This window comes from Ralstonia mannitolilytica, assembly GCF_000954135.1.
GTDB classification, from domain to species: domain Bacteria; phylum Pseudomonadota; class Gammaproteobacteria; order Burkholderiales; family Burkholderiaceae; genus Ralstonia; species Ralstonia mannitolilytica.
This window is the reverse complement of sequence record NZ_CP010800.1, coordinates 305,700-320,172: the sequence shown is the minus strand read 5'-3', so window position 1 is coordinate 320,172 and position 14,473 is coordinate 305,700. Positions and strand designations below refer to the sequence as shown.

Here is a 14,473-nt window from a genome sequence, read left to right as displayed (position 1 = left end):
GGTATGGCGGGTTGAGGGAACGGGCGACGCACGATTATTTCGAAGCTTCCACGGTGACCAGCTCGCCGCTCACACGCAGTGCCGCCGACACACCGCTGACGCCGCAGGTGTAGTTGCTCGGGTCGTTGCTCACGGTCGAGTGGAACCACGTCTTGATGTTGATGACCGCATTGGCGCCACGGTCGTGCGCGGCATTGGCGAGCTGGCGCAGCGCGTCGGCCAGCGTGGCGTTGCAGATCTCGACCTCCGTGGCGGTCTTGCGCGCGGGGTGCGACGACTTGGTGACTTCTCCGAACGTGTTCACCACGGCCGGGTGCGGCTGGTTGCCGAAGTACAGCGCCACGCCGGGCGCGAACTGCTGCGATTGCAGCACGGGCTGAAGCGGATACGTCATGACTTCGGTGCGCGCATGGGCAGCCTGGGCAAGCATCGCGGCGCATGCGGCCAGCAGCAGTTGGGTCTTCATGAAGGGCACTCCCTGTGGTTGGTACGTCAAGAATCAAAGGCGCCGTTGACGGCGTCGAACATCAGCCCGGCGCAACTGCCGCCGAACCCGAATGAAATCGACAGCGCCCGCCCGATGCGCGCCGCGCGTGCCTGCCGCACCAGGGGCAGACCCGCGACGGCAGGGTCGGGCGTGTCGATGCCGGCCGAACCGGCGATGAAGCCGTCGCGCATCATCAGCAAGGTATAGATGGCTTCGTGTGCGCCTGCTGCGCCCGGCGGGTGGCCGGTCAGGCCCTTGGTGGACGAGAACGGCGGCACTTCAGCGCCAAACACGGATTGCAGCGCCAGCAGCTCTTCCGCGTCGCCGGCCGGCGTGGACGGGGCATGCGTGTTGATGTAGTCCGGCGGCGCGCCCCCCTCGGCAAGCGTGCTGCGCAGCGCGCGGGCGATGCCGTGCGCCCGCGGCGATACCATCGAGCCGACATCGGTGCTTTGTCCGAAACCCGTCAGCTCGGCATAGATGCGGGCGCCGCGTGCACGCGCATGGGCCAGCGATTCCAGTACCAGCATGCCGGCGCCGGACGCGAGCACGAAGCCGTCGCGCGCCACGTCGTAGGGCCGGGATGCGCGCTCGGGCGCGTCGGCCGTGGCGTGCGAGAGCGCACCCATGGCGTCGAAGAACAGCGCGTAGCTGTCGTGCAGCTCCTCCGCGCCGCCAGCCAGCATGATGTCCTGCTGGCCCGAGCGGATCCACTGCGCCGCCTGGCCGATCGCCAATGCCGACGTGGTGCATGCAGACGACGGCGAGTAGCTGATGCCGCCCAGCTCGAACATCTGCGCAAGGTTGGCCGACACGGTGCTGCTCATGACCTGCGGCACGATGTAGGGCGAGGCGCGTTCCACGCCGCGCGTGCGGGCCACGTCCAGCGCCGCGTCGTAGGCCGCAAGCGCACCCGTGCCCGATCCGGCCACCACACCGGCGCGGCCCGATTGCAGGGCGGCGGCATCCAGACCCGCATCGTCAATGGCCTTGCGCGCCGCGTGACACGCCAGGCGCGCGGTCTGGCCCATGAAGCGATCGAACTTGCGCGCAAACGGCGGTTCGTCGTCAATGGACGCAACACCGGCCACCTGGCTCGACAACCCGAGCGCCTGCCAGGCCGGTACGTGCGAGAGGCCGCAGCGCCCTTCGCGCAGGGCCGCCGAAACCGCGTCGAGCGTATTGCCCAGGCACGACACGATGCCCAGGCCCGTCACGACCACACGTTCCTGCGCAGCGGGGGGGCGCGAAGCACTGGCCATCAGCCGACGCGCTTGAAGATCAGCGACGTGTTGATACCGCCGAACGCGAAGTTGTTGCTCATCACGTAGTCGGCGTCGATGCGGCGTGCGCTGCCGGCGATGTAGTCCAGCGGCGCGCAGGCCGGGTCGACGTGCTCGAGGTTGAGCGTCGGGGCATACCAGTTGCGCTTCATCATCTCGATCGTCCACCACGCCTCGATGGCGCCGCATGCGCCCAGCGTGTGTCCGATGTAGCTCTTGAGCGAGCTGATCGGCATGGTTGGGCGAAACACCTCGGCCGTGGCCTGGCTTTCGGCCACGTCGCCCAGGTCGGTCGAGGTGCCGTGCGCGTTGACGTAGCCGATGGCGTCCTGTGACAGGCGCGCGTCCTGCAACGCGAGCCGCATGGCCTGGCTCATGGTGGCGGCGGTGGGCTGCGTCATGTGCGCGCCGTCGGAGTTGCAGCCGAAGCCGACCACCTCCGCGTGGATGCGCGCGCCGCGCGCAACGGCGTGGTCGTAGTCTTCGAGCACCAGCGTGGCCGCGCCTTCGCCCACGACCAGGCCATCGCGTGCCTTGTCGAACGGGCGCGGCGTGAGGTGCGGTTCATCGTTGCGCGTGCTCGTGGCGTACAGCGTGTCGAACACGGCGACGGCCGGCGCGGACAGCTCTTCGGCGCCGCCGGCCAGCATCATCGTCTGCTTGCCGGTGGCGATGGCTTCGTACGCATAGCCGATGGCCTGGCTGCCCGACGCGCACGCGCACGAAGTAGGGATGATGCGGCCTTTCAGATCCCAGAACAGCGCCACGTTCACGGCCGCCGTGTGCGGCATCATCTGCACGTAGCTGTTCGACGTGACGCCCTGCATCGAGCCCGTATCGAGCATGCTGCCGAACGCGCGGATCGGCTGCACCGAGCCCGACGACGAACCGTATGCGACACCCATGCGGCCATCGGCGATGGAGGTGTCGCCGCTCAGGCCCGCATCGGCCAGCGCCAGCTCGCTTGCGCGCACCGCATACACCGACACCGGCCCCATCGAGCGTGTCTTCTTGCGCGGGTATTCCGGCGGCGTGGTGAAGGCGGGCAGCGGGCACGCCAGGCGCGCATGCAGGGTGTCGAAGTAATCCCACTCGGGCATGCGGCGCACGGCATTGCGTCCCTGCTCGATGGCCGACTGGATCTCGCTCCACTCGGAGCCCAGGGCGGTGACGCCGCCCATGCCGGTCACAACGACGCGCTTCATCAGATCATCCCGCCGTTGACGCCAATGACCTGGCGCGTCACATACGAAGCGGCATCCGACATCAGGAAGCCCACCACCGCCGCCACCTCCGCTGGCTGGCCGATGCGGTTCATCGGCACGGTCTGCAGCGCGTGGTCCAGGTGTTCGACCTGCGACAGCATCTCGGTTTCGATCAGCCCCGGCGCCACGCAATTGACGGTGATGTTGCGCGAGGCCAGTTCCACCGCCAGTGCCTTGGTCGCCCCGATCAGCCCGGCCTTGGCGGCACTGTAGTTGACCTGCCCTCGGTTGCCCATCACGCCCGAGACGGACGCAATGGTGACGATGCGGCCGCCCTTGCGCGCACGCACCATCGGCATGGTCAGCGGGTGCACGACGTTGTAGAAGCCGTCCAGGCCGGTCTCGAGCACGATGTCCCAGTCTTCGTCCGTGAGGGCGGGGAAGGCCGCGTCGCGCGTGACGCCGGCGCACAGGACGATGCCGTAGTAGGCCCCATGCGCCTGCACATCGGCTTCCAGGTGGATGCGGCAGGCGCTGCGGTCGCGCACGTCGAACTGCAGCACGCGGGCCGTGCCGCCCTGCGCCTGGATGCCGGCCACCACGGCGTCGGCCTCGCTGCGGCCGCTGCGGCAATGCACCGAGACGTCGAACCCGTCCGACGCCAGCTGATACGCGATGGCGCGGCCGATGCCGCGGCTCGCACCCGTCACAAGAACACGGCGGCTCATGCTGTGAAACTCCCTTCAATGAATGCTTGGAAATCGGTCGGCTGGTACACCTTGATGACGGCGCTGGCCAAAGGTTCGCCCTCACTGCGGATTGTGCACTCGTAGGCGCCGTGGCCCTCCGCACTGCGCAGCAGTTCACGCGCCTCGATGCGCAGCGGCCGGCCGTGCGGGAAGGCCGGTACGGCCGCTTCGACCCTGCGCGAGCCCAGCAGCACGCCCGGCCGCGCTGGCTGGCCGTTGCGCATCGACAGCAGGCCGACGTGCGCAGCAATGGCCTGCGCCATCAGCTCGATGCCGATCCACGCGGGCATGTTGCCCTCCGCGTCGGCATACCAGGCGGCCGGGTCCACATGGGCCGTCGCCGCGAGCGATTCGTCGTCCCACGCGTCCACCCCCGCGAGCAGCAGCATGGTGCCGCGATGGGGCAGGATGGACTCGATGGGCAGGGCACTCAGTTCGGCATCGGTCATGTTCATCCCCGGCCCAGGATCAGGCTCGCGTTGCTGCCGCCAAACGCGAACGAATTGCTCATCACGTACTGCCCGGCGGCCAGGCGGCGCGTGTCTTGGATCAGGTCCAGTGCGGGCAGCGCGGGGTCGGCCTCGCCGTCCCAGAGGTGGCGCGGCAGGGCGGTGGCATCGTCCGCAAGAGCCAGCCATGCGAAGCCGAGCTCCGTCGCCCCCGCCGCGCCCAGCGTGTGCCCCGTGAAGGGCTTGGTGCCGCTGGTGGGCACACCGTGCGCAAAAACCCGCGCCATGAGGTGGGCTTCCATCTCGTCGTTCTTGCGCGTGGCAGTGGCATGCAGGTTGACGTAGCCGATGGCGTCGGGCCCGATGCCGGCATCGGACAGCGCGGCACGCAAGGCGCGCTCGGCACCGGCGCCGGTCGGGTCGGGCGCGGAAATGTGGTGCGCGTCGCTCGATTCACCCACACCCGCCAGGCGCACGGGGCCGGGCTCGCGGCTCATCAGGAACACCGCCGCCCCTTCGCCGATGTTGATGCCCGCGCGGTTGCGGCTCATCGGGTTGGTGCGTGCGGCACTGGTCGATTCCAATGAGGCGAAGCCCTGCAGCGTCAGTTCGCACAGCGAATCCGCGCCACCCACGATCACCGCATCGCACAGGTTCAGCTGCAGCAGGCGGCGCGCCGAAGCGAACGCCTTGGCACTGGATGTGCACGCGGTCGACACCGTATAGGCGGGGCCCGTGGTGCCGAGCGCGGCAGCGGCGAACGGCGCCAGCGTGCCGATCTCCATCTGCCGATAGTCGAAGGCCGCAGGCAGCGCACCGTGCACCCTGGCATGGCGCAGCGCCGCCTCTGCCGCGTCGATGCCCGACGTGCTGGTGCCGAGCACGATGCCGATGCGGTGCGCGCCGTACCGCGCGCGGGCGGCCTCCAGCGCGGGCCGGATCTGCGCGACTGCGGCAAGCAGCAGACGGTTGTTGCGGCAATCGTAGGCAGCCAGGTGTTCGGGCGGCGCAAGTTCGAGCGCCGCCTGGGCGCGCCCGACGATGGCGGCCGTGCCGTCCGGGCGCTCGGCCGCGATCATGCCCGGCGCGTGTCCGGCTTCCAGGTTGCGGCGGATGGCCGGCACGTCATCGCCGAGCGCGTTGACCATGCCCAGCGCGTGCAGGTAGACGGAAGCTGAAGAAGCAGTCATGAGGATCGATGTTTCGAGTGCGGCAGCCTCGGCGGCATGCCGAGCGGCGCCAGCGCCACCGCAATGACGATGCCCAGGGCCAGCGTCATGCCAAAGCTGCGCAGCACCGGCATGGCGCTCGTGCCCAGCAGGCCAAACGACAGCAGCGTGGTGGCCGCCGAGAGCAGCACGCCCACCCACACGCCGCCAATGTTCGCAGGATCGCGCACGCAGCCCTCGCGCAGGAAGACGGCGTAGTTCGCGCCCACGCCCAGCACCAGCATCAGCGCGAGCCAGTGGAAGAGGTTCAGCGCAATGCCCGCGTAGCCGTACACCGCAAACGTGAGGCCGACGGCGCAGACCACCGGCAGCGTCACGCGCACGCCGGCGGCCACGCCGTAGCGCACGCAGAACAGCGCCAGGATCAGCGTGAGCGCGCCCGCCAGCCACCAGCCGCTGTCCACGCGGTACGCGGCAAACAGCCGTGCCACGCTGGCCGGCTTGTCGACGAAGCGGATGCCGGCATCGGCATCGGCCAGCGCAGCCAGCGCCGGCAGTTGCGACGCCATGGCTCCGACCGGAATGACGATCGCGGCGAAGACCGCAGGCGCCTCCGGGCTTGCCACCTGGCCGAGCCACAGGTGGCGGTACGGCTGCGACCACGGCGTGGCCAGCCACGCATCCACCGTGAGCGGGCTGCCGGTGGCACGCTCGAACGCGTGGATGTAGCCTGCGGCGATGTCGGGGCGGAAACCGGCATCGGTGAGCGTGGCACGCAGGGCTTGCGGGTCGGCAAAGACGCGCTGGGCCAGGCGGGCACGGTCTTCAGCCTGCCGGCGCGCTGACGGCACGAACTGCGTGATGGACTGCACGCCCTTGAGCGCCGCGCCCGCAACGGGCCCTTCCAGCCGGCGCTGCAGGGCCTCGGCACGCTGCAGGACCTGCTCGGCGGAATCGCCCTTCACGACAAAGAACTGCGTGTTGTTTTCCACGCCAATGGCCTCGCGCACCACGGCTTCCTGCCGTGCAAGCTCGGGGTCGCGCTGGATCAGCAGGTGGATGTCGTCGTCACTGGTCAGGCGCAGCCAGCCGGGCACCGCGGCTGCGGCAACGAGGGCCAGGCACAGCCACGTGCCGCGGTGGGCAAGCGCGGTCTGCCAGCCGGACAGCCAGCGTGCCGCGCCGCGGTAAGACCGCTGCGACTGCCGCGGCGCATTCGCCAGCAGCGCCGGCAGCAGCGAAACCACCGACAGGAACGCGGCCCCGATTCCCGCGATGGCAAAGCATGCAATCTGGCGCAGCGCCGGAAACGGCACGCCGACAAGGATCGCGTAGCCCAGCAGGCTGGTGGCCAGCGCAACGACCAGCGCCGGGCGGACGTTGCGCGCGCTGCGCCGCGCATCGTGTCCGGCCTCGGCACCGAGATGGCCGACAAAATACTGGATGGAGTAGTCCACCGCCTCGCCGATCAGGCTGGCACCGAATACCAGCGTGAGCAGATGCAGCTTGCCGAAGACCAGCAGCGTGGCCGCCAGCGCGAACACGATGCCGATACCGGTCGACACAAACCCGAGCACCAGAAAGCGCGGCGAGCGGAACACCCACAGCATCAGCACCGCAATGCCGAGGGCCGAGACGATGCCGATGCGATGCAGCTCCTGCTCCGACGCATGGCGCGCCGCGGCCGCGTAGAACACGGCGCCGGTGCGCGCGAGCGTCACATCCGGGAAGGTGTCCGCCAGCGACTGCTCCGCCTGGGCGACGGCGGCGCGCACCTCGGCCTGCGTTTGTGCGTCGTAAGCAGAGGCCCCGAGCGTGGTGGTGACGAGCACGCTCGTCGTGCCGCCGTGCCGGGCGAGGAGGAAGTTGTCTTCGAGTTCGAGCCGCATGGTGGCCAACGGCAGATCGGCCAGCCAATGGCCAAGCCAGCCGAACGGATCGTCGGCCAGCGGTGCGCTCAGGCCGGTTTCCACCGGTGCATAGAGCCGCTGCGCGAGCAGCGCCGGCAAGGCCGTGCCGCCGGCATCCAGCGCGGCGCGATCGCCGGGCGCGAGCAGCCCGAACCGATAGGGCAGGTAGAACCGCGTGATCTGGCCCGCATCGAACGGTGGCAACTCGGCGATGACGTTGCGAAACGTCGTGCTGCGCTTGAGGTCGGCACCGAGCTGCAGCGCCGCCGCCTTGGCGTGCATGGCGTTGCGGCTGCTGACGAGGAAGACCGTGCGATCGCCCAGCGATGCGGCCAGCGTGTCGACGGCTTTCTCGGCGACGGGGTCGACTTCGGTGGCGGGCAGAAGCGCGAGCAGGTTCGTCTGCAGCGCGGCGCCGCCGTGCAGGCGCACGCCGCAGTAGACCAGCGCGATCAGCACGGCCGCCAGCCAGCCGAGACGAACGGCCCAGGCGGACGGGCTCGAAGTGCGCAGCGCCAGCTCTTGCGCCATCAGGGCGCCCCCAACAGGGTGCGTTCGGCCGCGGAGGGCGCGTCCACGCGCGTGCTGCCGGTGAAGTCGATGCGCGTTTCATCGCCATTGGCCGAGCGGATGCGAATGCTGCGCACATAGGTGTCGCCGGCCAGGTCGAGCCCGCGCAGCGCTTGCGCCAACTGCGGCTGGGCCGGCGTGAGCTTCAGTTGCCAGCGGCTGGCGTTGCCCTGTGCGTTGACGCTGAACTGCGAGTACAGCGCCGACAGGTCGCCCGCCAGCATCGCGCGCATCATCCGCGACACCTGTGCCACGCCGGCGGCGTTGCGGGTGCCGCGTGCCATCGGCTTGTCGTTGGCATCGAGCGTGGTGACGCCGGCGTCGGTCATCACGTACGTCATGCGCGTCGGCTGCTCGATGCGCCAGATCGCGCCCTGGTCGCGCACGAACAGCAGCGTGCCGCTGCTCACCAGCGGCTTCTGCAGGGCTTGCAGGGTCTGCGTCTGCACGAACTGCGCGCGCACGCCCCGGGCTTGTGCGAGCTGCGCCGCCACTTGCGAGACGAGTGCGCTTTCCTGCGGCGCCTCGCTTGGGGCCGCGCCAGCGAGCGCGCTCATGGCCAGGGCCAGGGCGGCCAGGCACGCGCGCATGGTGTCGTTCAGCCCAGCCATGCACGCTCCACACGTTCAATCAACACAGGCGGCGACACGAACTGCAGCTCACCGGTACGCGCGCACACCGCCACCTGCGTGGTGTAGCCCTTGGTCAGGCGTGTGCCCGACGCGCAGTCGACGATCTCGTAGGCGATCTTCAGCCGGTTCTCGTATTCGACCAGCGTGGCGCACACCTCGATCTGCTGGCCGTAAGTGGCCGGCTTGATGTACTTCAGGTGCGCCTCCACCACGGGCCACAGGAAGCCCGACTCGCGCATGTCGCGGTAGTCATAGTGGAAGCGGCGCAGCAGCGCGGCACGGCCGATTTCGAAGTACTTCAGGTAGTGGCCGTGCCAGCAGACGTCCATGGCGTCGACGTCGTGAAAGGGTACCTCCACGCGGGCGCTGGCGGCGAGCGGTGGATGGCCGGGCGGCAGGTCACGGGCGGTCATGGGCGTCCCCTTCGATAAGTTCGCCGCGCTCGATGGCGAGCGTGAGCGCGCGCAGCTCGGCTTCGAGCGGGCGGTCTTCTTCCACGAACCCCGACTGCGCGCCCACGCGGTCGATGAAGGCTTGCACCGGAGCGGGCACCTGCGTCGATGGATTGAGGCGGCAGCGCAGCCGCACGGCCTGCACCGCCGCGAGCGTGTGCGCGGCCGCCACCTGCTCCGTCAGCTCCAGCACACGCAGGCAGTCGCGCGCGGCAATCGTGCCCATGCTGACCTTGTCCTGGTTGTGCGCCTCCGTGGAGCGCGAGAACACGCTGGCCGGCATGGTGTGCTTGAGCGCCTCGGCCGTCCATGCCGACGACGAGATCTGCACGGCCTTGAAGCCGTGGTTGATCGGCGCGCGTTCTGCCGTGGCGCCCGACAGGTTGCGCGGCAGGCCGTTGTTGAACTTGTCGTCCACCAGCAGCGCCATCTGGCGGTCCATCAGGTCGGCCAGGTTGGCAACGGCCGTCTTGAGGGCGTCCATCGCAAACGCGATGTGGCCGCCGTAGAAGTTGCCGCCGTGCAGGACCTCCTGTGCATCCGGGTCGATCAGCGGGTTGTCGTTGGCGCTGTTGAGTTCGTTCTCGATGTCGCGGCGGATCCACGACTGCGCATCGCGTGCGACCCCGATGACGTGCGGCGCACAGCGGATCGAGTAGCGGTCTTGCACCCGGTGCGCGGAGGTGTCGTCCCAGTCGGCCAGGTCGGCGCGAATCCAGGCGGCGACCTCTGCCTGACCGGCATGCGGCTTGGCCGCAAAGATGGTCGGGTGGAAGTGCGCCGCGCGGCCGTCCAGCGCCACGGTGGCCAGGGCCGTCAGCCGGGACGACAGGCGCACCAGCTGCTCGGCGCGCGTGTAGGCCAGGCATGCGAGGCCTGTCATCACCGCCGTGCCGTTCATGAGCGCCAGCCCCTCCTTCGGGGCCAGCGTGATGGGCGGATGGCCGAGCTGCTGCCATACGCCGGCGGCGGGCTGCAGTTCGCCGTTGAAGAGCACCTCGCGCTCGCCAACGAGTGCGGCGGCCACGTATGACAGCGGCGTCAGGTCTCCGCTCGCGCCCACCGAGCCCTCGGCGGGAATGCGCGGCAGGATGCGATGGTTGATCAGGTCGGCCAGGCGCTGCAGCAGCACGTAGCGCACGCCGGAATAACCGTGCGCGAGCGAGTTCAGCCGGGCGGCCACCACGGCCAGCGTTTCGGCGGGCTCGAGATGGCGGCCCATGCCGCAGCCGTGGTAGCGCGTGAGCTGCAGCGGCAGCGCCTCGACCAGCGCCATCGGCACGCTCACCTGGCAGGCATCGCCATAGCCGGTGTTGACGCCATAGATGGTCGCGCCGTCGGCCAGCCGTTCACGCAGGAATCGCGCGCCGCGCTCGATCCGATCGCGCCAGGCGGCATCGGCATTCAGCCGCACCGGCTGCCGGCCATGCGCAATGGCGACCACGTCTTCGATCGTCAGGCGGCGGTTGCCGATCACAACGGGGTGCTCGCCGGCCGCCGCATGCGCTGGCGCGGGTACGTTCAGATCGTGTTCAGCCATGGGCGGCATCCTTCTTGGGGCTCGCCCAAAAATCGAAGAAGTTGAACCATTGGAAAGGGGCCTTGCGGCAGTAGTGCTCCAGCCGCTCGGCGTAGCGTTGGGCCAGGGCGCCAAGATGGCGTGCACGCTCGGCGCGCGGCAGCTCGATGCGCTCGGCGAACGGCTCGAAATACAGCGTGTGGTTCTGCCCGTGCTTCAGGCAGAAAAACAGATAGACCGGGCAACCGAGCGCGTGCGCGAGCACGTACGGCCCCTGCGCAAACTGCGCCGATGCACCGAGGAAGCGCGCCTGCACCGTGCGGCCGGATTCGTGCGCCGGCACGCGGTCGCCCACGATGACGAGCAGCTCGCCTGCGTCGATGCGTTCCTGCATCAGCATGGCCGTAGCGGGGCCGAAATCCGTCACCTGCATCAGGTGCGAGACGACATCGGGATGCGCCTGCGCCAGTACGTGGTTGAAGCGCTGTGCATGCTCGGTGTAGACGACCGCCGTCACCTTGGCGTGGCCGTTGCGGGCGGCCAGCGCGCGCGTCATCTCGAGGTTGCCCAGGTGTGCGCCGATCACGAGCGCGCCACGCCCGCTGGCGACGAGCGCCTCGAACGCGGACGGGTCATCGAAGCGCACGCGCTCGCTCTTGACCTGGCCCGACCACGCGGCGAGCTTGTCGAGCCCCGATTGCGCAAACGCGATCATGTGGCGATACGAGGTCAGCCATCCCGGCTGCGGCAGGCCCGCGCCCGGCATCGACGCATGCAGCCGCGCGAAATACTGCCGCGAGGCCTCCCGCGCGGTGCGCCCCGTCAGCAGGAAGTACGCAACGATCGGGTACAGCCACAGCGAGGTGAAGCGCGTGCCGAACACGCGGCAGCTCAGCGCCAGGAACTGCATGCCCAACCGGCTGCCGCGCTCGGCCATGCGCCACCAGCCTTGCTGTGCGCCGGAGGCGGCGGGATGGCGCCAGCGCGGCAGGAACTTGCCCGCCAGCAGCACGGGCAGGCGCGCCAGCATGCCGGCCACCAGGCGCGTGTGGCTTTTGCTGATGCGGACGTTGTCCCACAGGACATCGAAGTGCGACAGGCCGCCCGGCTCGTACGTCACGCGCGTGGGCAGCGTGACGATGCGCGCGCGGCGCCAGTGCAGGCGTACAAGGATCTCGATGTCGAAATCCATGCGCGTGGGCAGCGCCACGTCGTCGATCAGCTTGCAGGCCAGCGCCAGCGGGTAGATGCGGAAGCCGCACATCGAGTCGCGGATGTCGAACGACAGCGTCTCGATCCATACCCACACGTGCGTGACGTAGCGTCCGTAAAGGCGCGCCTTGGGCACGCTGTCGTCGTAAACGGGGCTGCCGAGGATGACGGCGTCGGGCGAGGCTGCGGCCGCGGCCAGGAAGCGCGGCACGTCGGCCGCATCGTGCTGGCCGTCGGCATCGATCTGCAGCGCGTGCGTGTAGCCGCCGGCGTACGCGGCGCGCAGGCCGGCCATCACGGCGGCGCCCTTGCCGCCGTTCACGGGCAGGCGCAGCAGCGTGACCTGCGATGCATACTGCCGGGCCAGCGCGGTCAGCACGGCTTGCGTGGCCGCATCGCTGCCGTCATCGACGATGAAGATCGGCAGCCCATGCACCGCCAGGTGCGCAACCGTGTTGCCGATGGCGTCCTTGTGGTTGTAGATAGGGATGACGATGGCGGTGCGCGGGTTCACGCGGCCTCCCGATGGGCCTGATGGACGAATGCGCCCGACGCGCACTCCCGCGCGCCCAGACGGGCGGTAAAACGCACGCGGCAGCGCTCCGGCTCGTGCGCAAGACGCAGTGACACCACCGCGCCCGGGGGCACCGGCGCCATGAACTTCAGCTGATCGACCGAGGTGACCGCGCGCACCGCCGGATTGCGGGCCGCTGCCAGGCGTATGGCCCAGTCGATCAGCACCACGCCGGGCAGGATCGGCAGGCCGGGGAAGTGCCCCTCGAAGTGGATCAACGACGGGCTGACGCGCAGTTCGTAGTGGTCGCCCTCGGCGTCGCTCACGTGTGCGAGCGTTTCGAAACCTTCGGCGCCCGGGCGGAACGCGGCAGCCACGGCGGACGCCGGCAGCTTGCCGCGTGCATCCACCGGCAGTGCCATGCAGAAGCGCCAGCGGCGCGGGATCAGGGTGGGCTCGGTGTAGGCAGACAGGTGACGGCGCAAGGTCTTTGCCAGCGCCACGCGGCCCTGCGTACGCAGGGCTTCCACGCCCGCCGGCGTGAGCGCCACCAGTGCGCCCAGCCGTTCGCGCGATGCCCCTGCCAGCAGCGTGGCGGCAGCCCTTGCCACGAACAGATGCGTGCCGAGCCAGTCCTCCATCTCGGGGAGCGAGACGCGCTTGCCGTCTACCTTGACGACGCGATCGAGCCGGCCGCGCAGGATGAAGCGGCCGCTGTCGTCAAAGGCGATGGCGTCGTCGGTGCGGTGCCAATCGTCGTGCGGCAGATGCGGTGAGCGTACGGCCAGCGCGCCGTCGGCTTCCTGCCGGATGGCAACGCTGGCAAACGGCTGCCATGCGAGGGACTGATCCTGGCGGCGCCAGGCGATGCCGCCGGTCTCGGTGCTGCCGAACACTTCGATGGGCGCGCTGCCGTGTGCAGTGGCAAAGGCCGCGGCGGCTGCGGCATCCAGCGGCCCACCGGACGAGAACACCGCCGGCATGGGCGGCAGCCCCTCAAAGCCGGGCAGCTGGGGCCAACGGGCCAGTTGCGCCGGGCTCGAAACCAACGCCGCCACCGGCTGCTCCGCAAGGGCGCGCTGCAGCGCAGCCGGCTCCGAGACGGTCTGCCGGCCGAACGCACGCCCGGCCGCCAGCGGCCAGAACACGCGGAACAGCAGCCCATAGATATGGTGATGCGGCACGCTGGCCATCACGGCGCCGGTACCGATCTGCATGCCCCATTGCTGCTCGAGGGTCACGACTTCGGCGTCGAACTGCGCGAGCGTCTTCTGGATCGGTTTGGGCGTGCCGGTGCTGCCGGACGTGTACAGCGTGATGGGCGCATGCCGGTCGACTGCATCGAACGCGAGGGGGCCGGCGTGCGGGCCGATGGCCGCGAGGTCTGCATCGGTGACGAGCGCATCGTAGGCACCGGCGAGCGACTCCAGGTAGGCCGGTGCGGCACTGGCCGGAATCACGACGTGCCTGCCGCAAGCGAACAGCGCGAACAGCGCGCAGGCAAAGGCGAACGGGTCTTCCACGCACAGCGCCACGCGCGCAGCCGGCTGCGCGGCAAATGCGGCGGCCCAGGCGGCCACGCGGGCACGGAAGGCGCCATGGGCAATGTGTTGCCCGCCATCGACGCACACCAGGGCATCGTCGGGCCGCGCGGCCGACAACAAGGCATGGAGCGGAGTCATGCAGCCTCCGATGGCGGCGCATGCGGGCGCACGACCCAATGACGGAACGCCGCCTCGGCCGCGATGAGGCCACCCACCAGCACGTACGCGATGACGCCGTTGTACAGCGCCCACGCGCCGCGCGACCACGTCAGCGCGGCCACGACGGCCATCAGCCCGTTGAGCGCAAAGAAGCCGCACCAGACCTGCGTGACGCGCCGGGTATAACGAACGGCACGCGGCTGCAGATCGGGCAGGCGCATGCGCGCGAATTTCTCGATCATGGAAGGGCCGGAGCGCAGCGTGGCTGCAAAGCTCAGCAGCAGCCCCGCGTTGACCAGCGCCGGATACAGGCGCAGCAGCCGCTCGCTGTCGGTAATGGCCACCGCGGCCGACGTGCACGTGAGCGTGCCGGCGATCAGCCAATCGAGCGGCGTGAGCTGGCGCAGCAGCGACGACACGCTGCCCGCGCCGATCCACCGCTGCAGCCAGAGCAGCGCCAGCAGCGCGACGCCCGCATAGCGCGGCGTGCCGAAGTGCCAGGCCCCGATCAACACGAGCGGGTATGCGACCTTCAGCGCCGTCTGGGCAGCGGCGCGCGTCCAGTGGGGCAGTGCTGCTGATTGGCGCGCCGGTTGCGTCTGCATCCGCGCTTGCATCG

General features: G+C 69.7%; 13 protein-coding genes. All 13 read right to left on the bottom strand.

Annotation, left to right across the window (positions count from 1 at the left end; translation table 11 throughout):
* Positions 1-34: 34 nt before the first annotated feature.
* The 13 genes from TK49_RS18070 to TK49_RS18010 are packed head-to-tail and all read right to left on the bottom strand — an operon-like array spanning position 35 to position 14,459.
* On the bottom strand, positions 35-466 hold the full coding sequence (locus tag TK49_RS18070; RefSeq protein WP_045218722.1) for a hypothetical protein: 432 nt from the start codon (positions 464-466) through the stop codon (positions 35-37).
* A gap of 26 nt (positions 467-492) precedes the next feature.
* Positions 493-1,749, bottom strand: a complete 1,257-nt coding sequence (locus tag TK49_RS18065; RefSeq protein WP_045218720.1) for a beta-ketoacyl-[acyl-carrier-protein] synthase family protein — start codon at positions 1,747-1,749, stop codon at positions 493-495.
* The gene (locus tag TK49_RS18060) at positions 1,749-2,975 is read right to left on the bottom strand and encodes a beta-ketoacyl-ACP synthase (protein WP_045218718.1); all 1,227 of its coding nucleotides are present in this window, start codon (positions 2,973-2,975) and stop codon (positions 1,749-1,751) included. The genes TK49_RS18065 and TK49_RS18060 overlap by 1 nt, the downstream gene beginning before the upstream one ends.
* Positions 2,975-3,703 (bottom strand): 3-ketoacyl-ACP reductase FabG2, encoded by a 729-nt coding sequence (locus TK49_RS18055; RefSeq protein ID WP_045218715.1) that lies wholly within the window; start codon positions 3,701-3,703, stop codon positions 2,975-2,977. Before TK49_RS18055 ends, TK49_RS18060 begins: the two co-directional genes overlap by 1 nt.
* Positions 3,700-4,173 (bottom strand): hotdog family protein, encoded by a 474-nt coding sequence (locus TK49_RS18050; RefSeq protein WP_045220300.1) that lies wholly within the window; start codon positions 4,171-4,173, stop codon positions 3,700-3,702. Before TK49_RS18050 ends, TK49_RS18055 begins: the two co-directional genes overlap by 4 nt.
* 2 nt (positions 4,174-4,175) lie before the next feature.
* Positions 4,176-5,363: a beta-ketoacyl-[acyl-carrier-protein] synthase family protein gene (locus tag TK49_RS18045; protein WP_045218714.1), complete on the bottom strand. Its 1,188-nt coding sequence runs from the start codon at positions 5,361-5,363 to the stop codon at positions 4,176-4,178.
* Positions 5,360-7,783: an MMPL family transporter gene (locus TK49_RS18040; protein ID WP_045218711.1), complete on the bottom strand. Its 2,424-nt coding sequence runs from the start codon at positions 7,781-7,783 to the stop codon at positions 5,360-5,362. Before TK49_RS18040 ends, TK49_RS18045 begins: the two co-directional genes overlap by 4 nt.
* On the bottom strand, positions 7,783-8,433 hold the full coding sequence (locus TK49_RS18035; protein ID WP_045218709.1) for an outer membrane lipoprotein carrier protein LolA: 651 nt from the start codon (positions 8,431-8,433) through the stop codon (positions 7,783-7,785). The genes TK49_RS18040 and TK49_RS18035 overlap by 1 nt, the downstream gene beginning before the upstream one ends.
* Positions 8,421-8,867 (bottom strand): acyl-CoA thioesterase, encoded by a 447-nt coding sequence (locus TK49_RS18030; RefSeq protein ID WP_045218707.1) that lies wholly within the window; start codon positions 8,865-8,867, stop codon positions 8,421-8,423. Before TK49_RS18030 ends, TK49_RS18035 begins: the two co-directional genes overlap by 13 nt.
* The gene (locus TK49_RS18025) at positions 8,854-10,446 is read right to left on the bottom strand and encodes an HAL/PAL/TAL family ammonia-lyase (RefSeq protein WP_045220297.1); all 1,593 of its coding nucleotides are present in this window, start codon (positions 10,444-10,446) and stop codon (positions 8,854-8,856) included. The genes TK49_RS18030 and TK49_RS18025 overlap by 14 nt, the downstream gene beginning before the upstream one ends.
* Positions 10,439-12,151, bottom strand: coding sequence for a glycosyltransferase family 2 protein (locus tag TK49_RS18020; RefSeq protein WP_045218706.1), 1,713 nt, complete (start codon positions 12,149-12,151; stop codon positions 10,439-10,441). Before TK49_RS18020 ends, TK49_RS18025 begins: the two co-directional genes overlap by 8 nt.
* Positions 12,148-13,833, bottom strand: coding sequence for an ApeI family dehydratase (locus TK49_RS18015; protein WP_045218704.1), 1,686 nt, complete (start codon positions 13,831-13,833; stop codon positions 12,148-12,150). The genes TK49_RS18020 and TK49_RS18015 overlap by 4 nt, the downstream gene beginning before the upstream one ends.
* Positions 13,830-14,459 carry a COG4648 family protein gene (locus TK49_RS18010; protein WP_373994670.1) on the bottom strand — a complete coding sequence of 210 codons (630 nt, stop codon included), beginning with the start codon at positions 14,457-14,459 and terminating at the stop codon, positions 13,830-13,832. Before TK49_RS18010 ends, TK49_RS18015 begins: the two co-directional genes overlap by 4 nt.
* Positions 14,460-14,473 lie beyond the last annotated feature (14 nt).